This is a genomic window from Paenibacillus helianthi (assembly GCF_001909055.1).
GTDB lineage: Bacteria > Bacillota > Bacilli > Paenibacillales > Paenibacillaceae > Paenibacillus_AQ > Paenibacillus_AQ helianthi.
In genome coordinates this window covers 69,865-95,713 of record NZ_LVWI01000044.1, presented here as the reverse complement: position 1 = coordinate 95,713, position 25,849 = coordinate 69,865, and the positions used below count along the sequence as shown (strand labels likewise).

At 50.5% G+C, this 25,849-nt stretch carries 19 protein-coding genes; 4 read left to right on the top strand and 15 right to left on the bottom strand.

All coding sequences use genetic code 11. The features are described from left to right. The coding region (locus tag A3844_RS33120) for a hypothetical protein (RefSeq protein WP_208619438.1) at window positions 1-185 on the top strand (185 nt) is incomplete at its 5' end. Here the strand turns inward: A3844_RS33120 and A3844_RS16580 are convergent. Together A3844_RS16580 and A3844_RS16575 are read right to left on the bottom strand one after the other, a co-directional pair. Further along, window positions 175-3,000 (bottom strand): glycoside hydrolase family 3 protein, encoded by a 2,826-nt coding sequence (locus tag A3844_RS16580; protein ID WP_074107981.1) that lies wholly within the window; start codon window positions 2,998-3,000, stop codon window positions 175-177. The two genes, A3844_RS33120 and A3844_RS16580, sit on opposite strands and share 11 nt — an antisense overlap. 147 nt (window positions 3,001-3,147) lie before the next feature. Then, complete coding sequence (locus tag A3844_RS16575) at window positions 3,148-4,029, bottom strand: helix-turn-helix domain-containing protein (RefSeq protein ID WP_074107980.1); 882 nt, start codon at window positions 4,027-4,029, stop codon at window positions 3,148-3,150. 135 nt (window positions 4,030-4,164) lie between these two features. Here A3844_RS16575 and A3844_RS16570 point away from each other — a divergent pair, with 135 nt between their 5' ends. Beyond that, the gene (locus A3844_RS16570; RefSeq protein WP_074087481.1) at window positions 4,165-5,379 is read left to right on the top strand and encodes a sugar efflux transporter; all 1,215 of its coding nucleotides are present in this window, start codon (window positions 4,165-4,167) and stop codon (window positions 5,377-5,379) included. Between the two features lie 15 nt (window positions 5,380-5,394). Beyond that, the gene (locus A3844_RS16565) at window positions 5,395-5,799 is read left to right on the top strand and encodes a LytR/AlgR family response regulator transcription factor (RefSeq protein WP_074087480.1); all 405 of its coding nucleotides are present in this window, start codon (window positions 5,395-5,397) and stop codon (window positions 5,797-5,799) included. Between the two features lie 460 nt (window positions 5,800-6,259). Here the strand turns inward: A3844_RS16565 and A3844_RS16555 are convergent, their stop codons facing one another. Next, window positions 6,260-7,054: an SDR family oxidoreductase gene (locus tag A3844_RS16555; protein WP_074087074.1), complete on the bottom strand. Its 795-nt coding sequence runs from the start codon at window positions 7,052-7,054 to the stop codon at window positions 6,260-6,262. Beyond that, window positions 7,051-7,374: a DUF1330 domain-containing protein gene (locus tag A3844_RS16550; RefSeq protein ID WP_074087076.1), complete on the bottom strand. Its 324-nt coding sequence runs from the start codon at window positions 7,372-7,374 to the stop codon at window positions 7,051-7,053. The genes A3844_RS16555 and A3844_RS16550 overlap by 4 nt, the downstream gene beginning before the upstream one ends. A gap of 150 nt (window positions 7,375-7,524) precedes the next feature. Here A3844_RS16550 and A3844_RS16545 point away from each other — a divergent pair, with 150 nt between their 5' ends. Further along, a complete protein-coding gene (locus tag A3844_RS16545; RefSeq protein WP_244169789.1) occupies window positions 7,525-8,391 on the top strand; it encodes a LysR family transcriptional regulator in 867 nt (288 codons plus the stop codon). On the opposite strand, the gene A3844_RS16540 is transcribed toward A3844_RS16545, so the two are convergent. The 11 genes from A3844_RS16540 to A3844_RS16490 form a co-directional block, all read right to left on the bottom strand. After that, a complete protein-coding gene (locus tag A3844_RS16540) occupies window positions 8,388-12,800 on the bottom strand; it encodes an AAA family ATPase (protein WP_074107977.1) in 4,413 nt (1,470 codons plus the stop codon). The two genes, A3844_RS16545 and A3844_RS16540, sit on opposite strands and share 4 nt — an antisense overlap. Before the next feature lie 221 nt (window positions 12,801-13,021). After that, window positions 13,022-15,265 (bottom strand): helix-turn-helix transcriptional regulator, encoded by a 2,244-nt coding sequence (locus tag A3844_RS16535; RefSeq protein ID WP_074107976.1) that lies wholly within the window; start codon window positions 15,263-15,265, stop codon window positions 13,022-13,024. 60 nt (window positions 15,266-15,325) lie between these two features. Continuing rightward, window positions 15,326-16,510 (bottom strand): MFS transporter, encoded by a 1,185-nt coding sequence (locus A3844_RS16530; RefSeq protein WP_074107975.1) that lies wholly within the window; start codon window positions 16,508-16,510, stop codon window positions 15,326-15,328. A 74-nt stretch (window positions 16,511-16,584) separates the two neighbouring features. Then, entirely contained in the window at window positions 16,585-18,294 is a 1,710-nt protein-coding gene (locus tag A3844_RS16525; protein ID WP_074107974.1) for a hypothetical protein, read from the bottom strand. A 19-nt stretch (window positions 18,295-18,313) separates the two neighbouring features. Beyond that, window positions 18,314-19,186: a carbohydrate ABC transporter permease gene (locus A3844_RS16520; protein ID WP_074087085.1), complete on the bottom strand. Its 873-nt coding sequence runs from the start codon at window positions 19,184-19,186 to the stop codon at window positions 18,314-18,316. A gap of 40 nt (window positions 19,187-19,226) precedes the next feature. Continuing rightward, window positions 19,227-20,129: an ABC transporter permease gene (locus A3844_RS16515; RefSeq protein ID WP_074107973.1), complete on the bottom strand. Its 903-nt coding sequence runs from the start codon at window positions 20,127-20,129 to the stop codon at window positions 19,227-19,229. A gap of 95 nt (window positions 20,130-20,224) precedes the next feature. Then, entirely contained in the window at window positions 20,225-21,832 is a 1,608-nt protein-coding gene (locus A3844_RS16510) for an extracellular solute-binding protein (protein WP_074107972.1), read from the bottom strand. Between the two features lie 414 nt (window positions 21,833-22,246). After that, window positions 22,247-22,738, bottom strand: a complete 492-nt coding sequence (locus A3844_RS16505; protein WP_074107971.1) for a DedA family protein — start codon at window positions 22,736-22,738, stop codon at window positions 22,247-22,249. Between the two features lie 4 nt (window positions 22,739-22,742). After that, window positions 22,743-23,267: a CDP-diacylglycerol--serine O-phosphatidyltransferase gene (gene pssA, locus A3844_RS16500; RefSeq protein WP_074087093.1), complete on the bottom strand. Its 525-nt coding sequence runs from the start codon at window positions 23,265-23,267 to the stop codon at window positions 22,743-22,745. Window positions 23,268-23,291: 24 nt separating this feature from the next. After that, window positions 23,292-23,981: a response regulator transcription factor gene (locus A3844_RS16495; RefSeq protein ID WP_074087094.1), complete on the bottom strand. Its 690-nt coding sequence runs from the start codon at window positions 23,979-23,981 to the stop codon at window positions 23,292-23,294. Window positions 23,982-24,014: 33 nt separating this feature from the next. Then, on the bottom strand, window positions 24,015-25,766 hold the full coding sequence (locus tag A3844_RS16490) for a sensor histidine kinase (protein WP_074107970.1): 1,752 nt from the start codon (window positions 25,764-25,766) through the stop codon (window positions 24,015-24,017). Between the last annotated feature and the right edge of the window lie 83 nt (window positions 25,767-25,849).

Below are 25,849 nucleotides of genomic sequence, written 5' to 3'. Positions count from 1 at the left end.
GGATGGCGGTGGTGGCGGTGGCGGAGACTGAATCCAGGCACATCTTAAGAACCCGCTGGCGCAGCGATGCAGCCAGCGGGTTCTTTTTACGTCTGGATTTCTGCTATTTGAACATACCAAAGACCCCGCATCCTCTGAATCATCAGAATATACGGGGCCATTGCTGTGTTCCTTCTATGCGCTAAAATGGAAGCGGCTCAGCAGAACCTCGCCTCTAAAGATCAAATACACATCCGTATTTCCTGCTTCCATACTTACAGGAACGGACAGGCTTTTCCACTCCTGGAGGGTGCCGCCTGCCGGAATTACCAGCGTACCTGCCAATTTCCCCGCCGGGCCTCCGGTTCTGATCTCCACACTGCCGCCCTTGGCGGAGGATACTAGACCCTGGAACTCTCCTGCTCCCTGTGCGAACGCTGCATCCTTGAAGGCAATCCATGCTCCGTCCGCTGTAGGGTGAATGGATGCGCCGCCCGCCTTGCATTCATCCAGAAACACTTTTTCATAGTCATCGTAGTTCTCGGCTTTAACTGTATGATACAGGTCACGCGGTGGAACCGTTTCGCCCTGTACTTGCACGCGTCCGGTCAGCTGAATATCGCCCGAGGAACGGCCAATTAAGATCTCGTACTCGCCGGTTTCCACACAATATTGCTCCCGCGTCACATCCCAGAAAGCCAGCTCCGCCACCGGTAAAGTAAAGGCTACCGTCTGTGTTTGCCCGGCAGCAAGATGAATCTTCTCGAAACCCTTAAGCTGCTTCAGGGGACGCTTCACCCGGGAGGACAAGGCGTGAATATAGAACTGAACTACCTCGTCACTTGCTACGGACCCTGTATTCTCAACGTCTACTGTCAGTTTAATGGTTCCATCCTGCTTCAAAAGCTCCTCCGCCAGCGACAGCTTGCGGTACACCACCTGTGCATAGCTTAAGCCATGACCGAACGGATACAGCGGCTCGCCGTCAAAGTACATGTAGGTTCTTTTGCCTTTGATAATATCGTAATCCATCAGGTCAGGAAGCTGATCCACGGAACGGTACCAGGTCATATTGAGCTTCCCTGACGGGCTGTAGTCGCCGAACAGGACATCTGCCACCGCATTGCCGAGCTCCTGCCCGCTGTGAGAGGTGTACAGGACGGACGGAATATTCTCATCTATCCATGTCGAAGAGATCGGGTAGCTTCCCACAATTACTACTACAGTATTGGGATTTGCCTCGTATACTGCCTTGACTAGACGTTCCTGCTCTTCAGGCAACACAATATCCGGTCTATCGATTTCTTCTTTACCGTTCAAAAGCGGATGGTTTCCGACGAACACGACGGCGACCTCTGCGGCCTTGGCAGCTTGGACTGCCGCTTCCACCCCATATACAATGACGGTCTTGTTAAATTCACGTGCCTGGGCAACGGCATCCTGATCACCAACCTGGAGTGTGCCATCCTCTGCATTGATAGAGATCAGCTTGTCATTCCAGGTGCGCAGGCTCACGGCTCCCCCGTCTTCCGGCACCAGATTCAGCGATTCCTTTACGTACCAGCCATAGATTTCATCAGCAGAAGCCGTCAAGGTCTCCGAGTCGTTCAGTGTAACATACTGTCCCCGGCTTGTTGCTTCCAATGTATTAGCGGTCCAGCCCCAGGCTGTATGACGGAACAATTCCCCACGCTCCGGTACATCATGCAAGACAGCCAATCTTCCGTCTTCGCCGGTCATTCCTACTGCCTTGCCGCTAGCTGCCGAGGTCAGAATAATGCGGTCATCCCCGCTCTCAAAAGCAACCTGCTTCCCGGCCAGCTTCTTCGTCACACCCTGCAGAGGAGTCACACCGTAAGCTAACGTACCGGAGTACCAGTCTCTGAAAGCTTCATCCGCCAGCGGTCCGATAAGTGCGACCTTGGATAGCTCAGTCTTGCTGAGCGGAAGGGTGTTATTGTCATTTTTCAGCAATACGATGGACTGCTTCGCAGCTTCCAGGGACAGTTCACTGTGTTTCTTGCTGAGAATCACGGAATCATCGATGGCCGCATACGGGTTGCCTTCCTCGGGATCAAATTCGCCTAGACGGAAACGGACGCGGAATGTATTGAAAAGCGCACGGTCCAGATCCGCCTCGGTCAGCAGCCCTTCATTCAACGCCTGGTGAATGACCTTAATCGTCTCTTCCGTTTCTTCGGTCACACTGTCGATGCCGTTCTTAATCGATTCCGCCATGGACTGGGCGAACGATTCATAATACTTATGATCCTTCACAATCCCGAACAAATCTCCGGCATCGCTTACAATGAAGCCGTCCATTTCCCATTCGCCCTTCACAATCTCCATGACTGCCGGATGCAGGATTACTGGTACGCCATTCACCGAGTTGTACGCCGTCATCATCGACTGCGCGCCGCCTTCCTTGAAGGCAGGTTTGAAGGCTTCCAGATAATACTCGCGCATATTGCGCGGATCTATGCTGGAGGAAGCCACTCCACGGTCAATCTCATTGTTATTACCGAGGAAATGCTTAAGCGTTGCTACCGCTTTCAAATACTTGGGATGATCGCCTTGAATCCCCTTCACGAGCGAGGTGCTTAGACGGCCGGTCAGTTCCGGATCTTCACCATAGGCTTCTTCCGTTCTGCCCCAGCGCGGATCACGCTCCATATCCACTGTAGGCGCCCATAAGGTCAGGCCGTTGACCGTCGGATTTTTCCGGTAAAACGCTCTGGCTTCGTCGCCGATCGCTTCACCGATTCTCTGCAGCAGCTCCGGGTTCCAGGTGCAGGCCAGTCCGCTCGGCTGCGGAAAAGAAGTCGCTTTGCCCAGCCAGGAAATACCGTGCGCCCCTTCCGTACCGTGCTTATAGCCGCCTACTCCTAAACGTTCAATAGCTGCTTGATATTGGGGCATCAGACTTACCTTCTCATCCAGCGTTAATCTGGAGAGCAGGTCCTGTACACGTTCATTCAGCTGCAATTCAATTTGTTGAAAGGGTAATGTTGCGGATTCCATTGAGATGACACTCCTTTTGATCTTTATGATAACGGTTTCAACTATCCTCCCCATCATAAAAGATTCCCGCAGGGAGCAACACCTGAATAATTGACATAAAAATCAGTTCATAATTAGAGATTCGGGTGGGGGACCCGCCCCCTCCACTCAATTTGTCAGGAACTTCCGCGCATCCGGCGAGACGCCGGAGAGGTTCTGGTCTCCGCTGGTGATGACATAAGTACCTTCCAGGATCGTCTCAGGCGGACGGCCCCGCACCTCTTTAGGCGTGACGCCGTATCTGGCCTTGAACACCTTGTGAAAATAAGAATACGTGCCGAACCCGCAGCTTCCGGCGATATTTTCCAGCCCCAAGTCGGTATAGCGGATGCGCTCCAGAGCGTTGGACAGCCTGATTTCCTGGGTGTAGTGAATAATCGTATACCCTGTAAGCTTTTTGAAAAGATGCACAGCGCGGGAGACACTAAGCCCGGCCGCCGCTGCAACCTCCTCCACCCGCAGCGGGCGCAAGGCATGCTCGTTGATATACCGCTGCATCAGCAGCACCATTTCATTGGAACGCACCAGCGGGTCCTGGCGGGAAACGGACTCCTCCGAGAGGCGGTCGAGCGACAAGCATAAGGCGCACAGCAGATGCCGGATCAGCTCGGGATTGCCTTGTACAATCCGGTGCTGTTCGATGCTCAGCTGCTGCCATAGAGAGAGCATTCCGGCATCCAGATGGATCCGCTGCTGGATCGGGCGGGGCCGGGTCTTCCACCACTGTTCGATCCACGAACCTTCGCAGAGCAGATAATAATCCCCGCTCTCAATATTCCCGTCCATGGCCTCCACCTCTAAATGATAAAGCTCACCAGGGGGGTAGATCAGCAGATCGCCGGGCTCAATGACTTCCATTTTCCCCTTGACCAGCGCTCTGCAGCTGCCCATCACCTGCAGCCGAAACAGAAAGAAGGGCGGCGGCGTAAAGGATGTTTTGTAGGGCAGGGTATGAAAAGAGTACGCGCAGGCATGCAGCTTCAAATCCATAGTCTCACCGTCCCAGCCAAATAGTAGAGGTTTTCGAGCAGATAAAACATTCTTTAATCATCAACAATTATCTATACTATAACCAAATGAAAGATAAAGCTGCAAGCTGATTCTGAAGGAGACATTCCCGCCCATATGTTGAACCGAACACGCAATCTTTTCCTGATCTCAGGCTATCCTGTATTTTTGATCTGCATGATGCTGCAAGGGATGGCTATATCCATTAGCTCCCCATTTTTGGCTGTCTATTTCACAACAAAGCTGGGGGTATCGGCAGCTACCTTTGGTGTTTTTACGGCAATAACCATTATAAGCGGCGTATGGCTCAGCATGTCGATTGCCAAACGCTCGGACAGCGGGCTAAACCGCAAAAAACTGATGGTCACCGCCATGTTTTTCAATGCGCTAGCTTTTTCCGGATACCTCATTATTCATGAGTTTTATGGACTACTGTTGTTTATGACCGTATTCACGGCTCTCGGTGCCCCGGCCATGCCCCAGCTCTTCGCCAGTGCACGGGAGGCTGTCAATGCCAGCAAATCCGCTGATCATGCCTTAGCCAATTCAACGCTTCGCTCGATGTTTTCACTGGGTTTTATCGTCGGTCCGCTGGTGGGCTCGGTTCTTATCCATTATTTTGGATTCCAGGGCATCTTCACGAGCACCACGCTGATTTTTATCTTGAATGCTATGTTAGCTCTTTTCTTCATAAAAGCTCCTGCCGCTCCGCCAAAAACCGTCAGACAGCAGCCCAAGCCCGTAAGATTGCATCAGAATCCCCGGGTCCTGGTTCCTTTTCTGGTGCTGACGCTGCTATATTCCGGGCATTGGATCAACAACCTGAACATTTCCCTGTTCATTACGGATACGCTTGGCGGGGATATGCAGAATGTCGCATCGGTATCCAGTATTTGCGCACTGCTTGAGATCCCACTGATGCTTGTACTGGGGCTATTGTCTGCTAAATATTCCGCCCGGCTGCTCATGGTCTGGGGAATTGCGCTGGGTGCAGCTTATTACATCGTCGTGCTGTTCTCAACTTCATTGTGGCAGATTCTCGCCGGACAGGTACTGCTGGCCTTCTTCGTAGCTGTTATCTCCGCTATCGGCATCAGCTATATTCAGGATTTGCTTCCCGATTTGCCAGGATATGCTTCAACACTGTATACGAATTCAACGACGATCGGCAGGCTGTTGGGAAGTCTGGCCGGGGGCGCAGCAGCACAATGGTTCGGATACCGGAATGCCTATTGGGTATGTCTGCTGCTGGGCCTGCTCTCTCTGGCTTTGCTTGCACTCCCTCAACGTTTGACGGCAGAAGAGGGGACCCGTTCTACCAGCATCACATAACAGGAGGAACCTGCGATGAAAATTATACTTGTTGACGACAACCCTATTGTGCGCACTGAGCTCAAGCTGATGCTGGAGCAACTGCCTTTTGAATATGAAGCGATTCTGGAAGCGTCCTGTGATTCGCGGGCCATCCGGCTGATCGAACAGCATGAACCGGATCTTATTGTGACGGATGCCAAGCTGCTGATCAGCGAAGCCAGTGCGATAGAACGTGTGAATGGAAATCAGCCTCACGGCAAGATTGTTGTGACCAGCAGCCACGAATTTGTCCTGGATGCCTTTTGCAAAGGCGGCATGGATGCTCTGCTGAAACCTGTTGCCAAGGAAGAGCTGATGTACGTATTGCTTAGAGCGGCAAGCGCTACGGGGCATGAGAGTATGTATGATGAGCAGACAGGAGTTGCTCCGGCGGGGTAGTTGTTGTATGAAGAATAAGGCTACATGAAGAACTCTGCGTGAGATTCCTTAGACATTTCCAATAAAACAACTCCGATAATGAACAGGTTAATCATTATCAAACCAATAGTCTGGAATCTCCAATTTTTACGGGTGAATAATCGCGTGAATAGAAACCCCAGTGAGATTCCTTCCCCTATTAAATTCATGGGTAACAGTATAATAGACATAAGAGCCAATGACAGAATATATTCCGATATCATTCTTCCTATAACCAATAATCCAAACAGACCCAAAACATGTACCCAGGGCCACAGGACCAAGATTGTACTAATTTTGTTGGAATCCTTAATTAAAAATCATGAATAGCTCCTGCTTATAACAAAACAAAACCAGCCGTCACCGGCTGGTCTGCAGTAGTATGCCTCCTATTCTACGACCGGGTTTCTACTATATATCCTTGCATCAAATCTGCCCCCAGTTACACCGTCGGAATCGTCCCTCCGTCAATCACATATTCACTGCCAGTAATCGAAGCAGCCCGGTCAGATACTAAGAAAGCCACTAACTCGCCAACCTCCTCAGGCAGTCCCGGACGGCCAAGAGGGATACCGCCCAGTGAATCCATCAACTGCTTCAGTGCAGCTTCCCGGCTTCCTGCCGCCTGGGCAATCCGTTCTATCATTGCTTCCGCCGCCTCAGTCTGGATAAAGCCCGGTGCTACGGTGTTAATGCGGATGCCACGCGGTGCAAATTCATTGGACAAGCCTTTGCTGTAGTTGGACAGCGCAGCTTTGGCAGCGGCATAAGCCAGTGTAGTTTCATATAGCGGCAAGCGTCTCTGAATCGAGGAAATATGTACGATGACACCGTAGCTCTGCTCCAGCATCAGCGGCAGGAGCCCGCGGTCCAAGCGGACGGCTGCAAGCAGATTCCAATTCAAAGCCTGAAACCAGTCATCATCGGTCAGAACAAGCGCTCCGCCCGGAGGTGTGCTGGAACCTCCTACATTGTTCACCAGAATATCGATGCCGCCAAGCACTTCCTTCACCCCTCGGATGACCTTCTCCACCCCTTCAGTAGTAGCAATATCCGCTTGCACGAAAAGCTCTGGCTCCGGCAGACCGGCAGGCCGTGTACGGGCAGTCGTTAATACAGTTGCACCGCTTCCCGCCAGCCTTTTGGCAATGGCCTCCCCCATGCCCCGGGTACCTCCGGTCACCAGTACTCTTTTCCCTTCAAATTCATGTGCGGTATCCTTATAAGCTATATTCATTTCTTATCCTCCTCTGAATGAGTTACCGCTGTGGAGACACCTTCAATGATAAACCCACGGTAGGTTCCGCCCCGAAGCCGATGCTGTACCGCATCTTGATACGCTGGACTATAATACCAGGCCTTGGCCTCCTCAAAGCTGGGAAACTCAAGAATAGCTGCTCCTTCCATAGCGGGGCCCTCTATCACTTCATGGGTCCCATACATGGCAAGCAGAGTTACGGGGTGGCCCGCCAGACCGCCAGGCGCTTTTTGTGAATAGATTCCGAGCTCTTCCGGATTTTGGCTTTGCTCGCGAATAAAGATGACAAATGCACTCATAGTTCTCCTCCATTCTTCTATTGAAGTGCCTGCTGATCTGCTACAGGAATAGTTTACACCGCCCCTTTATATAAGTATAATTTATCTTATTTATATAATTGATTATTATTATTCATATATAAAGGAGGGATTCCCCTGGAACTCACACAATTGGAATACTTCATTACCGTCTCTAAATTTGAGCACATGACCCTGGCCTCCAAGGCCCTTAACCTGACCCAGCCTGCCTTAAGCCACGCCATTTCGAAGCTGGAGGATGAGCTCGGGATGCCGCTGTTTGACCGGAGTGGCCGGAATATCCGGCTCAACCGTTACGGGATACAGTTCGCCAAGCGGGTAGAAGAAGCTCTGCGGAGTATTGAAGGGGGGATTCAGGAGATCAGAGAGTGGTCTGACCCGGATACCGGCCTAATCTCCATTTCCTATCTGAACATTCTGGGCGTTGATTTGGTTCCAAACCTGGTGAAGGAATATAAACAGCACCATCCGAAGGTGCGTTTTGAATTATTTCAAGGCAACCTTGGCGATCTGGATGAGCATTTTGACAAGGGCAGTTCGGACCTGATGATTACCTCGAAGGAATCCGCAATAATGAAGCACGAATGGCTGACGATTCAGAAGGTGCCGCTGTTTATCGTCGTTTCCACCCAACACCCTTTTGCCCAGCGGACTTCCCTCCGTTTGACCGAGTTGTCTGGTGAACCTTTTGTAGGTCTCAAAAAAAACTGCGGCTTAAAAGCCACGCTCCACGCACGTTTCGAAAATACCGGCTTTCAGTTGACCTCTACCTACGATGCCGAGGATCTGGTTACAGTCGCCGGCTTCATCAAAGCAGGACTCGGTGTATCCGTGCTTCCGCAAACGCCGGGGCTGATGCTGGAAGGGCTCGTATGGGTTCCCATAGCCGAAGAAGGCTGGGAATGGGAAATTGGCCTCAAATGGAGAAAAGACCGCTACCTCCCGGCAGCGGTCAAACCTTTTATTGATTTTATCGAACAGCGGCAGGCTCCATGCTAATTCAGCAGGTTCAGCTCCCGTGCCCGGGCAACAGCCTGCGCACGGCGCTTCACGCCAAGTTTGCCGTATAACCGGAACACATGGCTTTTTACCGTTCCTTCGGTGATCCCAAAGCGGGTGGCGATTTCCTTATTGGAGAGTCCGTCGGATAGCGAGCACAGGATCTCGTGTTCCCGGAGCGTCAGCGGTTCCATCAACGGTTCAGCCTGCGCTGCAGCTAACAGATCCACCGGATGCTCAACAGACAAACCGGGTATTAAACGATCCGCTTGCGGGTCAGGCCCGGTTGCACCTGCTGTGGAAGGACCCGCCGGACGGGATTCTTCAAGGGCCTGCTGATACACCATCCGGGTGATCATAAAGTCAAGCAAGGTTTGCAGCTCATCCGTAAAGGCTCCGGCGATCAGATGATTCTCCAAATATACAACAGACCTCTCCACTCCCCCAGGGAAGAAAACAGGCAGACATAAAACGGATAAAGACTGGTTACCCATGATGTATGGATCAGCTGCATAGGAACTGACTGAAGCATTAGTAAGCAATACCGGCTCTCCCGTCCTCATTACGTAGCGAACCACCGATTCTGCATATCTGTCTTGCGGATTCTCTGCTGAGCCGCTTCGGGCAACAATTATATATTCTTCCTCGCGGCTGCCAAAAATATATCCTTTCACCGCTCCTGAATAGCGGAGTGCCGACTCCAGTAAGCTGTTGAGTCTGTCTCTCCAGTCCGAGCGGCCTGCTCTTTCAGCAGAGCTGGACATTTGCCGGAGCAGCTCTTTTCCGTTGTCTGAATACACCGCCCTTTCAGCGGGTCCTGTTGCCGCACCCACCACCAGCTGTTCCATGGTCCTCCCGGCTACCGGTAACTTCAGATCCGGATATGCCTGTCCAAGCTGAGTTGCCTTGGCGGCAGCCCCCCAGTGCAGATAGGCCATGCAGGCATCCTTTAACAATCCGTCAGCTCCCGTGACCGTTCCGGCCGCCCGGTAAAATGCTGACGCCCTTTCGCAGGATATGCCCTCCAATAGCCCGTTTTTTTCTTGACGCGCAGCTGCAATAGCCTGTTCATAGCCCTTGGCTGCTTCGGTGTGATTCCCGTTCAAATGCTGCATTTCCGCCTTGATCAGCACATAAGCGGAATATCCCTGACCGAAGTAGCCTGTCCATGATCTCATCACATGCCATTGCTTTCGGAGCTTGCTGCGGATATGCCTACGTTTTGCCGGAGGAGACTCTGCATACAGCGCGGCAAGCGCCAAGGACTGGTACACATGTTGCTTGCGCACTTGCATCCGGGTCTGCCGGAAGGTATTGAAGCTCCCCTCTTGTGCCCAGTCCAGCGCATCCCGGAAACGACCTTCGAGATAGGCGATTTCCATTTGGCAAGTGCAGATGTAGAACACTTCGTTATTCAGCACTTTACTGGAGCGGCTGCCATGGACGGGAACCGGGGATTCATCACCTTCAGCAGCCAGTCCCTGCAAACGGGCCACGTATGCTTTGGAGATTTGGAAGATATTCAGGGTGACCGTATCCACCAGCTTGCCTGCAAGGCCCTCATATTCTGTAATCAACGCAGATAATGCAGCCGGACCTCCGGTATGGTTCGTCACCGAGGTTAGCATGGCAATACTGACAAACGGTAAATTGGCCGCTTCCATTCCATGCTTCACCGACTGCCGGAAATGCTGCAGCCCTGCCTGCGGCTGATGCTTTAATAGGGCCAGCCCCCTGATATAGTCCAGTCTGCATCTTAAGTCCACGCTTTCAAAAGAAGAGGCAAGCTGTACAGCTTCTTCGATATAAAAAGCACCAGTTTGTGCAAAAGATAATTTATTCCGCATGAGCACTAAACCGTAACCGGCCAGAATATAGGCAAATGCTTCATTGTTCCCCCGGCTTAGCCCAAACCGTACAAACCGGGAAAAGAGTACCGCCGCCAAAGACAGGCTTAAGGTAAAGGCGGAGCTCGCAATCGACATGACCAGCTCAGACAATGCTATATAATGAGGGTCCCGGTTGACGGGAAGACGCTGCAGCACATTACGGTGCTGATATAAGACTTTTTGCGCCAATGCCACCTCCGTTATCACAGCAGCGGAGGAGGGTTTCACCGGCAGCTTCCAGCCCCACTCCGCCAGCGCCTGCCGTCCAACCTGCACGGCCTGTTCATCTTTCTTCAAGTAGGCACACATGGCGATCCGGATGCGGTAGATTCGGGATCGCTCAAGCAGATCTGTAGTTGCGGCCAGCAGCCGTTCGAGCCGCACGGCTGCACGCTCGGTGTAGCCGCACATATATTCACATTCAGGCAGTTCCAGCAGCAGCCTGTAAGCAAGCGATCCGGGAACGGCTTCCTCCTCCCCGAGCAGATGTAGTCCCGTCTCCAGAAAATACAGCGCTGATGCAAACGCCGTAGTCGCCTTCGACTTCAGTCCTGCATGCAGGTTCAAAGCGGCAAGCCCGTTTCTTTCGGTCTCATCTTCCATTTTCACAGCGCCCAAATTCAAGTGATGTACCCTTTCAAAAACAGAATACGCGATCCCGCCCATATCCTTGCTCATGCTGCGTCCAATTGCCAAATGCAGACCCGCCTGCTCCGTGACCGGTATGATGCTATACACGACTTCCTGCACCCGGTCATGTAGAAAAGTATATATAGAATCATCCGTGCCCCCCCGGTCAGCATCCTTCTCCAGGTTGATCAAACCCTCTGCCTCCGCAATACGCAGCAGAGATAGCGTATCTTCCACGGTATATCCGCTCATTGCAGAAATCGCCGACACACGGAAACGGTGACCCAAGGCTGCGGCTATCCCCAAAAGGCCGATGGTGTCCCCGGGAAGCTGCCGGATGCGCGCCTCCAGGAAATGTAGGAGTCCCGGCGCTTCAGGCAGCTCTGCAATGGCTTCGGTATCCCAGACCCAAAGGGCCTGCTCCTCGTCATAGTACAGCTTGTGCTCACGGTACAGATTGTCCATCAGCCTGTGAAGGTACAGCGGATCACCTGCGGTCCGGTGATACACGAGCTCTGCGAGCTGCCGGATGCGTGAGGTATTTTCCTTCAATAACTGGGAGAGAAACTGTCTTACATCTTCGTATATCAAGGCCTCCAATTGAATATGCCGGATATGCAGCGGCCTGCCCTGCTGCTTCGGAGATAATACCTCATCCAGCCATATAGCAGAGGCGGGATATCCATCTACACTATCCAACCGTTCCTCAATCGTTTCCGAGCGAAAGGTTCCAATAACCATTAACCCGTACATTGCCAAATCTTCAGCAAGGATATACAGGAAATCGAGTGTATCCGGATCAGCCCACTGCAGATCATCCAGGAATAGTACTAGCGGCCTTTCCTTACTGGCAAAAGCGCCGATAAACATGGGGAGCAGACGGCGGAAACGGACAGCAGCCTCCACTGGCGGCAGCGCTTCTGCCTGAAATACCCCTCCAAACAGCCCGGCAGCATCAGGAAGGAATTCCGTGATAACACCCGCTCCCTGGCCCAAGGTCTCTCTCAACTGAACACCCAGCTCCGCTGCCCTATCCGGTGTTTCGCTCCATACTTGTTGCAGGAGTCCGCGAAGAGCCTGTAAAATCGGGGCAAAAGGCATCTCCCGGTTCATTGGATCACATTTGCCTGTGACAAAGCGGCCCCCTTTACGGAGTACTGAAATATATAACTCTTCGATCAGCGCCGTCTTCCCGCTCCCTGAGCGGCCAGTCACCAGTACAAATGCCGAGCTTCCGCCGCAAGCCTGCTCATAAGCAGCATGCAGCTGCTTCGCCTCCAGCTCCCGCCCATACAACAGCTTCGGCAGCCGGAACCGGCTTGCACGGTCGGCCAGCCCAATCTCAAATGGAAGGAGTTGGCCTGTCTCTTCGTACGCGGCAACACACTTCCGCAAATCGGCAAGCAATCCATAAGCACTCTGGTACCGCATTTCCGGTGACTTGCTCATAAGCCTCGCGATGATGTCCTCCAAAGGACCCGCCAGCTCAGGCCGGTACTCATGCAGCGGTCCAGGGATGGCGGCCATATGCAAATGAACCCAATCCTCCCGATGCTTCGCCTGAAAGGGCAGGCGGCCGGCAAGCATCTCGTAGAATATCACACCAAGCGCATACAGATCACTGCGTTCATCCGGCTTATACTCCATTCTGCCCAACTGTTCAGGGGCCAGATAGGCGTAATCCGCGTTTCCATTCTCGATTAGAAAAGCCTCTCTTAAGTCCAGGGCCAAACGGACCGAAGACGGATTAAGGCGGCCAATCATTCTACTCTGATGATGAATCGTCCGGACCATCTTCGTTAATGCTTCAGCACTATATAGAAAGGAGGATATCTCCATAATGGTACCTTCTATTATTTTCGCCAGCTTGAACCCTTCTTCGATTGGCATTTTGTCATTCCCCCAAGTAGTCCATACGTCGCTCCCGCAATCAAAACAAAGTAAGTAATTATACCTATTCTAGCATTTAATTAAAATTTAACGAGCCTTTTTTAAACAGGAAAGTTGTAGGATAAGCTGCAATGGGGGTATAACGCACAGCAGCGGTTCTCCAGTGAAGGGAGAACCGCTGCTGTGCTGATCTTTTGCATATTCCGAAAGAAGTAGAACTATTAATGCTCCTCCTGCCCGCCCGGCTTCATCTTCAGCTTGCGGTAATCACCCGGAGTCACCCCTACCACCCGTTTGAATACCCGTCCAAAGGTGATGGAATTGGCATAGCCCAGCTTCTGTCCGATATCCTGCAGATTGTCGCTGGTAGTGGCCAGCAAATATTCTGCCCGCTGCATCCGCAGCTGGGTCAGAAAATCCACAAATTTCATGTCAAATTCCTCTTTGAACAGGTGGCTTGCATATTTGCCTGAAATCTGGAACCGGTCGCTCAGATGCTTGAGCGATAAGTCAGGATTGTCAAAATTCTCTTCAATATATACCTTCATCTCGCTGATCATCGCACGGTAGCTTTTGGACTCATTGACCGAAACATAGATGCGGTAAATCTCCGCGAGCCATTTCAGCATGACGGTATGGACCTGTTTCAAAGTCGTTTCCGCTTCGATTTCGCTGTAATATCCCTGCAGGCTCGGCTCGCTGAAGATTCTCTTCAGGCTGTCCGAGAGCTGCCCCAGCTCACGGTCGAGCATCTGGATCAAGGTATGGAGCATCATATGAATCTCTTCGTCCTTTACCTGATCTTCGCTGAACCAGACGAACAGTTCATCCAGCTTCTGCCGCCAATTTTCGTCCGCGATGCGGAATTCCCGCACAATCTCACCCAGCATCTGCAGATATTTATAGGACTGCAGCGTGGAGCGGTCCGGCAGGTTATCACTTAGCACAACCCTGTCCTTACCAAGCGACAGCTTGTGCTGCAGTGCCATATCGGCCGCAGAGGAGGACTTGGGAATTGCTGAAAGTTCATCTACCACAGGACCGATCCCGATGGCCAGCGAGAGCCCCAGGTTGTCACTGACCCATCGAAGGCAGCGCTCCGCAAGGTTCCGCAAACGGGTCTTGTCTATTGTGGAATGATCGCCGGAGCTGACCATCAGCCCAATCCGGTTGCTGCTGACCCATTCGCCCCAGCCTTCGAGCCCTTCTTCTCCCGCAAGCTCCTGGAACAGATTCATGAGTGTCAGCTTGAGCAGATTCTGATCCTTGGCAGGATATTTATGGCGGAAATCATCGTATTGATTGATTTCTGCCGCAATGTAGGCAAATTGCATGGTTGCCCCGCTGAACGGGCTGAAGCGTTCCAGCCTATCCTCCAGGGAGGCAATCTGTTCCCCCTCCAGCAGATCCAGAAACAGCTGGCGGCGCTGGACCAGCAGATTCTCATCATGCTGTTTTTGATAATCCATGGTCTGATGGATCAGGGTTTCGAGGGCCTGGTCAATCATCACCAGTTCGTTCCTTGAGGTGACATCCATCCCCTCTTCCCGGAACTGCAGTGCCTGAATCCGGTTCATCATCGCCTGGATCGGACGATAGTTTTTGCGGGTAATATACAGGATATATAAGGTCCCCAGCACCACAGTCAGGACGCCGATAATGATCCAGATATATGAAACTACCGACATCCAGGCGAATAGCTCACCGGCAAGGATGCCGCTCTCGAAGGTCCAGCCCACATTGCCGGCAGGTATCCGGGTGAGAACACTGCTGCTCAGGATTTCTTTTTCCCCATGAGCCGTATAGACAAGTTGGCCTTGATCGTTGACTACACGCATGAAAGACACTTTGCTGTTCGTCATATCATCAATCATCCGTTCGATCCGGTACATGCTGAGATTGACGACAATGACACCTTCGGAGCCAAAAGGAAGCGGCAGCTGCTTGTACATACTGATGACTTGTGAGGTTGGATCGGAGCTGAACAGCCGCAGGCTGCGCACATCACTCCACTCGCCGGTGCCCGCCTTGGTCAGTGCCTGGTTCAGATAATCCCGGTCTGCAAAAACATCGCTGTCCACCAGCCCGTTCAGAGTAAGCACCTTCCGGTCGAGCTCCCTGTAAATATAGATGGAGTCAATCAGCTGATTACGGTAAATCATGCCCCGCATATCCTTTACGGTATTATACAGCCGGGTCCGGTCTCCCTGATCGCTCTCCCCGCTTAGATAATAGCCGTAATCATGATTCGTCTCCATCTCTTGCAGCACAGCCAATTCCACTTCGCTTAAGGCATTCTGTACGGAATCGACAACGTAGCCGGTAGAGATACGGTTGGCCTTTTCGGTCTCACTGCGTGAAAGCTCACCTACAATGAGAAAGGAGAGAAAGATGAGAATCGATACTGTCAGCAGAAATATAGGGAAGTAAGAGAACATCATCCTGCTGGACCAATTTCGCTTCATATGAACCCCCCCGCCCCTCTTCACTTGAATACCCGAGAGATGCATCAGGAGCTTGGCCATTTACAAGTTCGGTGACACTCTCGCAATTCTGTTAATCCAATATAACATGCCCGCCCCGATTAGTGCACTGACAGTGCAGGCCAGATACATCACCTGGGGTCCGCCTGTACTATACAAATATCCGTTCAGCAGGTTGCCCACAATTCCCCCAAGACCTGAAAAGACCATATTAAATACGCTTTGCCCGGTAGCCTGCATTTTCTTACCTGCTGCGTTCGCCACATATTCAACCGCAGCGACATAGAACAAGCCGAAGGACAAGCCGTGCAGCACTTGAATGCCGATCATAACCACAGGAATCGGGAACAGCCATTGAATGGCCCACCGCAGTGCGTAGAAAAAAGCGGCCAGGAGCAACGTACGTTCATACCCGATTCGGCGGAGGATTTTGGCAGCAAGCAGCATGGAGGGGATATTGGTCAAGGAAGCCAGCAAGAGCGCGGTGCCGACCATCGAATAGCTGCCTCCGGCATCCTGAAAGGCCAGAACGAAAAAGGAGTTATAGGCGGTAAGCGTCTGATTGACAAAAAAGCAGGCTACCAGAAACATCACGAACAGGCGGTTCCCCAACAGTTCCTTAAGTCCCTGGGACAACGAAATCGTGGTCGCATTGTTCTCCGTGGTGCGGGGTAAGCTCAATACAGTAACAGCACCTGCAAGGCTGAGCACCAGAAATGGCATCCACAACTGTGTAATCCCGAACTTTGACAGATAGAATCCCGCGGCATAGCCGCCCAGCGCTGTACCCAGGCTGCCCATCATGCGGATCGAACCATAGGAGGTCCTCGCCTTGCGCGCTGCCGAAACAGCATAAGAATCGGCAATCGGGCTTTGCGTAGCCTGAAAGACTATGGACAGGATATACACCATTACGATCACTAAAAAATACTTAAAGCTATAAAAAAAAGAAAGGCAGGCCGGTACAGATATGCTGAGAATAAGCACTAGCTTCGTCTGCCGGTAGCGGTCCACCAGCATGCCCCAGACAGGCTGCACCAAAATGGATAACAGCGTTCCTATCGACATTAGTGCGCCAACCACTTCAGCCCCTACCCCCTGATGAACAAACAGGGTTGTCAAATACGGATTGAATAATCCACCCGCGAGGCCTGACAACAAATACACCATACGGAGCTTAATCAGCTCCATTCTGGCTTCCAAAGATATTATCGCCGCGTTCTCCATGTGGCATTCTTCCTTTATTGTAGTATTCGCAAAAGATAGACCTCCCGCCTGGCTTGAGGTCTATCCGGATGGTTTTATGGAGTGAGCGGGTCCAGCTGCAGTGTGAAATTCATCTGTGAGTCCCCGTCTTCTGGACGGTACAAATAGATAATCTCCAGCAGCTTTGCTTCCTGATCCCAGTAAATCACAGGGTCTGGAGCGATTGCAGACACCTTGCAGCCCAGATTAGGCAGCGCCCAGATATCAGGGGTAATCTCCGTCGATGCAGGGGAGAGTCCAGGTCCGCTGATTTCGAAATAAACCTCGATCTCCACGTCTGTATTCAGGTGAACGTCTACCGAAAGCCAATCCTTTTGAACCGCCGCCTCAAAAATCATTCCCCGCAAATGGCTGTTCCAGCCTTTGCCCTTCTCCCGGCGTAGCAGCCGCAGGTAGCATTTCTCCCCGTCAGCATTCAGCCAGTGGATGGTCGCCGGATGCATCTGTCCGTTCGTGTTCCGGCTGCCGGACATCGCTCCGATCATCCGCTTGCTTTCAATCCAGGCAGCTGCGGTGCACAAATTGCGGTTCTCCCCGGGTTTATCCCGTTCACAGAGCTCCCGGAACTGTCTTTCGGTCCGGCGGTCTCCGGCATGCATCTTGAACTGCGGCAGCAATTCTTCCGGAAGGTCCACACCCACCATTGCAATCAGCGGGTCATGGCTGGTCTCGCAATTCACCGCAGTCATATATTCATAGCCCTTGCCTAGCGCCAGATACAGGAAGACACCGATAGAGCTGTGGCCGACCAGTTCCATCTCATAGGCCCGCCCGAAGGGGCCGGACAGATTCTCCAGAATCGGATTATAGAACTGTGCGATATTCGCCCAGAGTCCATGCTCAAGCTTGCCTCCGGTCTCGCGGATGACAGCAGTCTTGCCGTACACCCTCCACATCCCCAGCACGGTCAGATCGACACCGTAATAGGTAGTCGTATTGAACTCCGCCAGCGAGTTGAATTCCCCGTAAGCAGACAGCATATCTGCCGCTTCCCGGTCCGCATGCCCCATCCAGGCAGCATCTGCAAAGCGGTATCCGTAGTAGTGGGTGATGAAGATATGCATAAGCACAATATTGGAGTTCATGGGAATGGCATCGGAGAACCGGCGGTCAATCGAAGCACCCACGGCTTTCCGCATCGAGTCATCCATACGGCGGACTAGAGCCTTAGGCATCAGGGACTCGAATTCATCCAGAATCACCGCAAAGGTGCAGGCAATGAATTCACGCCAGTTCGGATCATAGCTTTTCCATACCGGCGGCAGCACCTCATCTACCGCGTTCCGCAAGGCTTGTCGGATTGCCTTATCCTCGAGACCGGCTGCCGCCAAATTTCCTTGCCCGGCCAGTTGGCCGGTTAGTTTCTTGCCAACCTTCTCCACCGTCTCACTCAGAAAGAAGGCGAAGCCTGGGGCGAACTTTTTCCAGTCATAGTTGCCCGCAGGGGGTGAACCCGCCTCTGGTGAAGTGCGGAAGGTACCGTGGTAAATTTCATCCGGACAGTCGAACTGCAGATCCATCACCCGTTCCAGTACGCCATATGCCCGCTCTGCATCACCAGACGCATTTCGGATCAGCAAAGCCAGTGCATAATGTCCGCTGCTGCGGGTATTGTGTTTGTCCGGCTCTTCTTCGTCCCGGAGCAGCTCCATCGCTTCGTCATAGAGCGGGTCCATCATTTCAAGAGATTGAACCAGCAGGAACCGCTGCTGATCACTAAGCCGTTCGATCATGGCCTCAGTCATGTTGTGCTCCTCCTTCGCTTTAGCCTTTGACTGCACCGACCATCATTCCGCTGATGAAGTAGCGCTGCAGGAACGGATAGACGATTAGAATCGGAAGGGTTGTGAAAATAACGCTTGCTGCCTTCAGGCTCTCCGGCATCAGCTTGTTCATGCCAAGACCTTCCTGCTGCATCAAATCGCTGACCTGATTATTCTGAATCATCTGGTACAGCTTGAGCTGCAGCGGATAAAGGTCCGTATTATTGATGTACATCAAGGCATCCTGGAATCCATTCCAGCGGCCTACGGCGTAGAACAGGCTCAGTGTAGCCAGCGCTGGAAGCGACAAGGGAAGAATAATACGGAACAAGGTCCCCAGATGGGTAGTCCCGTCAATCTCCGCCGCTTCTTCCAAGCTTTTGGGAATGCCGTTCAGGAACGAGATCAGAATAATCATATAGAAGGGACTGATCAGACCCGGCAGCACCAGCGCCCAGACCGTATCCAGCAGGTGGAGATTACGGACCAGAATGTAGTCGGGAATAAGACCGCCGCTGAAGAACATCGTAACGACAATAATCAGCATGAACCATTTTCGTCCCCGCAGATCCCTTTTGGAGAGCGAGTACGCAACGGCTATCGTCATGGCCATAGACAGTGCTGTAGCCAGAATGGTCAGAAAGATCGTGAAACCAAGGGAACGGATCATGGACATATCGGAGAACACCTGGGTGTACGCTTCAAAGCTGATTTCCCTGGGGAAAAAGCTGACCAGTCCCGCCATAATCGGACGGCTGGAGCTTAAGGATATCGCAATAATATGAATAAAAGGCATTAGGCATAGGATCACAACGAATGTTATTAGCAGGATATTAAAGACATCGAATATCCGGTTAGCTGCGCGTTCACTCATTTTTTTCTCCCCCTCATTCTCTGTTTATTCCGGCTCTGGACTAGAGTATGCTCTCATCCGCCAGTTTCTTGGATGCATAGTTCGATGCGAGCAGGAAGATCAGCCCTACCAGTGCTTGGAACAGGCCTACGGCTGTTGCCAGTGATATTTGACCGGACTCGATACCGACACGGTATACAAAGGTACTGAGCACCTCGGAATAATCCCGGACAGCGACATTCCCGATAATGAACGGACGGTCGAAGCCGATGGAGATCATGTTGCCCAGATTGATGATGAGCAGCGTAGCGATAGTGGTTTTGATGCCTGGCAAGGAAATATGCAGAATCTTCTTGAACCGGCTGGCTCCGTCTACCTCTGCTGCCTCGAACAGCTCTTTGTTGATTCCGGTCAATGCCGCCAGATACAGGATGGTTCCCCAGCCCGCGCTCTGCCATACGCCGATTAGAAGGTAGGTGACGAGCCAATAGTTCTTGTCTGATAGAAAAGGAATGGCATCTAGACCCATACCGGCCAGCAGATTGTTAATGAACCCCGATTGGGTCCCGAACACCTGCAGTACAATGCCTCCGATAATCACCCAGGAAATAAAGTGGGGGACATACAGGATCGTCTGGGCTAGCTTTTTGAACCAGGTTATTCTGAGCTCATAGAGCATGATAGCCAGAATCAGAGGTGCGGGAAACGAAACGATCAGATCCAGCAGATTGAGCATCAGCGTATTGCGCAGCGCCTTGAAGAAGTTGTTGTTCTGGAACACTTCCCGGAATACATCCAGGCCTACCCACTTACTACCGCCAATCCCCTGAAAGAAGTTAAAGTCCTTAAAAGCGATCTGCACCCCATACATGGGTCCGTATTTAAAGATGATAAAGTAAATGACCGGCAGCAAAAGCAAACTATACAACTGCCAGTGTCTGCGTAAATAAACTGAATTCCTCACAGCCTTCACTCTCCCTCTTCCGTCCTGCGGCAGCGGATGGCAGGGAAGCCGGAACTGGCTCCCTCTACCGATACTTCGCCGTCATTCAGCTTATTTTATTTGGAGCTCATTTCTTTGTAAGCTGCAGTACGTTCGTCCAGAATGGCCTGGCCGCCGCTAGCCATATAATCTTTGATCATTGAATCGTAATTGCTGTCGAACTGATCTGGCTTAATCATAGTCATTTTTACAATAATTTCCTGGAACTTGTCAGCCAGTGCTGTCCCGTATTTCGCTTCCGCTTCGATCGGGTGATCGAATTTCACAGGCTGAATGTTGTCTGTATTCGAGATTTCCACCGACTTCTTCATATCTGCCTGATACTTCTCTGGTGTCTGTGCAATATAAGCCGCTTCATTCTTGGCATCGTCTCCGGCATATTTACCATTAACAATGATGGCAAGGTCGCCGAAGTTGTAGATCCGGTCCATCGCTTCCTGAGTCGCATCTGGTTTCACTACAGGCACACCGTCTACAAGTGTATAGTTCTCATTCTCTACACCGAACTGCATGTCGAAGAGGTTCGTACCCGAAGCCATCCAATCGAGATATTTCAATGCGGCTTCAGCATTTTTGCTGGATTTCGGGATCATGACGTACATAGCATTTGGCGCATATGCCGGCTTGGCATGTTTGCCCTCCGAGTTAGTGAATGCATCAACAGGTGTGATCACTGCGCCAGGCACATTGGCCTGCAGATTTTCGTACCCGCCATTTGCTGAGAAGTACAATTCACCTGCATCCTCTGTATAGAAACCAAGCAGACCGTTCTGCAAATTCTGCCATAGCTGCTTCTTGTCTTTATCGAGACCGAAGTCTTTGCTTATAAGGCCTTCGTTATACAGCTTGTTCATGAATTTCAAACCATCCTTGAAGCCCGGAAGCAGCGTTGGATAATCATTGGAGCCAAGCTGCTGGGTCAAGGTATACTTCTGCTCATCGGTGAGCGGCTGGACGAAGGACCAGAGAAGCGGCTCATATTGAGCGGATGCCAGACTTACACCAAATGGAATCACCTTACCTCCGGTATTGCCCGGGTCTTTATCCTTAAATGCTTTGAGTGTCGTGTAGAGTTCATCTGTTGTCTGCGGCACCGGCAATCCAAGCTTGTCCAGCCAATCCTGGCGGATGTAACCAGCATATTTGCCCAGTACAAGTCTTCTGCCCGGAAGCGCGAATTGCTGTCCTTTATATTGTCCGTAGGCTAACGTGTCCTCGCCCAGAAATTTCTTAAGGTTCGGAGCATTCTTATCCAGCAAGTCCGTAAGATCTGTCAAACCGCCCTGCTCGGCATACCGGTTGAAGGTTCCTGAATCGTAGGTGAACACAATGTCCGGCACTTCACTTTGGCTGGCCATCAGTACATTTAGCTTCTGAATTTCTTCCGAACGCGGCACCGGCACGAACTGGACATCAATATTGTTCGGCTTGCCAAAACGTTCCTTCACCAGCTTTGTCAAATAACTGTCGGTGATGGTGTAGCCGGCGGGTGAGTTCCCCCGGTCGAACAACTCTACTTTTAATGTAGTAGGCTTGGATGAATCTGACGCCGCATTCCCGCTGGCTGCATCCTCCTTGGAAGAACATGCGGATAATAGCATAGAGGAGATTAATACGACCGCCACTGTGGGACCTGCCCATTTCTTAGACCATCTTGTTGTCATTCTCTCATCACCTTTCCCCTTTTGATGTTATTTAACATGTCATCGAATGTTTCACCATTGGTGTTTGACGCCTTCGATGTCACCTAGTATTACATACGAATGCAAATACGCACAATAAACCATTTTCTGTTGATAAATACGGGGATTTAGGCGCTATATATGTAGGAAAACATAACAAGTAAACAATAATCGTTAAAGTAAACTGCATTCCGCACACCAAAAGGATGCACATCCCGCCTGCACTTCTCCCTATTGTGTGCCCGCTCTGGAGTACTTATGCCAGTGATGTAAGGTATTCGCCCCCCGTCCCATTAGTTCACACAGTTCAGGCCTTTGGAAGCACAAAAAAGACGCTCCCGGCGTCAGGCCCGGGAACGTCTGCAGCACATATTTCTATTGGCGCGCGCAAATCTTTTAGAATGAAAACTTCTGTCCTACAAAAAAGCCAATGGATACAAACAAAACCGTCCAGACAGCCGCTCCAATACAGCATAATAAAAAATACTTTTTAAACGGCATCGTCGTAATTCCTGATATGTATCCGGCCGCATGTCTTACTCCAGGAATGAAATAAGAAAAAAAGATTGTCCAGACTCCATATTTTGCGAACCATCTTTTTACCTTCCGATATCGTTTGGGAGTCAATCCAACCCACTTACCGCATTTGTGAATAATACTGTAACCCAGCTTTCTTCCAATGGTATAGCTGATGGTCATCCCTGCTACGGACCCGATAAAACTAAACAGTATCACAAGCACATAATTCAACACATGTACAGAAGCTAAATATCCAACAAACACCATTAGTGTCTCATCGGGTATGGGAAGACCTACTATTCCGAGTGCGAGCAAAATTACGATTGCCGCATAACCGAATTGTGAGATGAATTCCGTAACCATCTCCATGATTTCACTTCCTAACCGTTATCTTTTTTAATGATGGAAACCGGATCCGGCTAATCATTAACAAAGAAAGGGCGCCAATTAATGCAATAATCACAGGCGGCTCCATATGATGATTGGGAACCGAAAAGAAAGATAGAATCACTCCGGCCGCTGTAATCGGCAACCCTGTAAATTCCGTACTGGATGCAGATACATTAAATCGGGCTAATCGGAGAGCACCACAAATGATAAATACAATAGCCGCAGCCCCGCCTCCCCCACGCAAATCACCTGACTGGTGCAGCAGGATCAGAAAAACAGGCGCAGCCCCAAATGAAATCAGATCTGCCAATGAATCGAGCTGCTTACCGAATTCACTCGGACAATTCATTAATCTGGCTAACAGACCGTCAAGCACATCAAAAAAGGCTGCCAGCAGAATTAGAAAGAATGCAATCTTATAATAGGCTTCAATCGTAAATATCAACGAAGCTGCTCCAGCTCCTAAATTGAATACAGTGCAAATCGAGGGTATCCATTTCCATATCATGATGATCTACTCCTTCTAAGAACCTTACTTATCTCCAATCTCTTGATGAAACTTATATCCTGCACCGATGACCGTACGAATATAACTCGATTCATACCCAAGCTTCGCTCTCAGTTTCTTAATATGTGTATCCACAACCCGATAATCCCCATCAAAATCTATACCCCACACCCGATTGATGATCGCCTCTCTGGAAATCACCACATTTTCATTATTCATAAGCAGTAATAACAGCTCATATTCTTTCGGTGCCAGCTCAACCTCTCTGCCATCCACCTCCAGTTTGTGGGCTAACGTATTTAACATTGCGGACCCAAATTTCATCATATGCCCTTGCGGCTTATAATTTTCAGTTGCACGTTTCATAAGCGAGTTCGCTCTGGCGATAAGCACCTTGGGACTAAACGGTTTGGTCACATAATCATCTGCTCCAAGCTCAAAGCCGTGTACCTTATCATGATCGGCTGATTTAGCTGTGAGTATGATGATGGGCACTCCTGAGCGGCTGCGAACTTTCCGGCATACTTCAAACCCATTCATCTTAGGCATCATTACATCGAGAATGATTAAATCCGGGTAGAACGAATCGAAATTATCTAACGCATCCTTTCCGTTCTCTGCTTCAATAACCTCCCAGCCATCCTGAATGAAATAGTCTGATATAATTTCCCTGATTCGGGTCTCATCTTCAACAATAAGAACTTTCTTGCTCATCGCATTCCCTACCTTCAATCTTGTGACTAGCGTTTAATTGCTGAAATGGATGATAAAACGGACCCCATTCTGCAAATTTTCCACTTCATAGTCGAAGCCGTGCATGCCCAAAATCTGCCCGGCAATCGAAAGGCCCAGCCCTGTCCCACCGGTCTTGCGGCTGCGTGAAGGCTCTACCCGGTAAAACCGTTCCCAAATCAGATGAAGCTGATCTTCTGGTATGGTCTCACCAATATTATCAACATAGAGCTTAGTACTGGTGTCGCTATGAATTTCAATGGTAATCACACTTCCTTCTTCGGCATGACGAATGGCGTTCATAATCAAGTTGATAATGACTTGTTCCATCCACTCCTGATCAGCCAGTACATGCAGTTCATTCACAGGCACAACTATAATCTCCAGTTCCTTCTCCTTGAGTAAGTACACCAGCTTGTCAGCAACTTTCTCCACCAGTTCACTGAGCAAAAACATCCGTTTCCTCAGCACTATGGTTCCTGACTCCAACCTCGCCAAATCCAGCATATCCTTAATTAGCATCTCCATCTTACCCGCTTCTTCGATAATGACTGACATATAGTGCTCTCGTTTCTTTACATTCACTCCATCCTGCAAGCCTTCCGCGAAGCTTTTGACAATACTCAGCGGAGTCTTTAATTCGTGCGAAGCGTTGGCAAAAAAACTCTGCTGGAGCACTTCGAGTCTCTGTTTCTGCTCAATATCCTCTAGCAGTTTGACATTGGCGTCTTTCAGTTCACTTAGCGCACTGTCCAGTTTCTGCGACATCAGCAGCATACTGTTCGACAGGCTGCCTAACTCGTCATTTTGACGAATGGGGGATACCGCCGTAAAGTCGAAGTTAAGCATCCGCTTCGCCATCTGATTCAGGGCGATCAGCGGTTTGGTTACTATTTTTGAGAAGAACAGGGATAAGATGAGAATCAGAAAGAAGCCCCCAATTCCCAAATAGATATAGAATTCACGAAGTGCATCATTGGTATCGCTAATTTCCTGGATGGAGGTAACCGAGAACAGGATTTCCAGCTCTCCATTATTTTTTAACAGAGGCTGCAAAATGATAACATTGTTCGTTCCACTCCAGGATTCAAACCATGGGAACTGCTGCATCTCCATATGGTTCAGCCGCTTCTTTAATTCACCGGATAACGGGAATGTCTCGGACAACGCCTGCATGAGCAGACCTTGCCGCTGATTCCAGATTTTAAAGTAAGGCAGTTCAATATTGCTTACCGTCCCTGACACCTGAGAGGAAACCTTTCCCTCCTCCTCACCGATCACTTTAGAATCCGGTATGTACATTTTTTCGGGATAGAGCACGCTGGTATTCTCTTTCCCCCGTTTCTCTACCTCACCCCAGAGTGTGATCCGATCCCCTTTCTGAATATTCGCAGCTCTGAACTGGTCTCCATGCAGAGTCATAAACAGGGATAAAGAGACCATCATTTTCTGACCGTCATCCTGCGTGATAAGCATATGGTAAGGATCATCAACGACCACTTTTCCATCGATATCTATGATTGCCAATTGGCTTCTGTTCCGGGTCATAAATTTGAGTATTTCACGGGAGAGCTGATCGGAGCTCCACTCCTTACGGGTATAATCAGAGGCAAACTTCGCCAGATGCTGCTCCACCTTATTTAATTTATGATTCTCGTAAAAGTCATTGAAGAGCAGCAGTTGCGAGAGAATGATCATCATATAAAAAAAGGCAAAAAACAAAACAGTTATCATAAAGAGTTTGAACGTAATACTCTTGTTTTTCATAAATTCTCCTTGTACTTCAACTCTATAAATCTATTATACCTAATTGGTTTGTTCGCTATGTGTCCAAAATAAAAAGCCCTTCA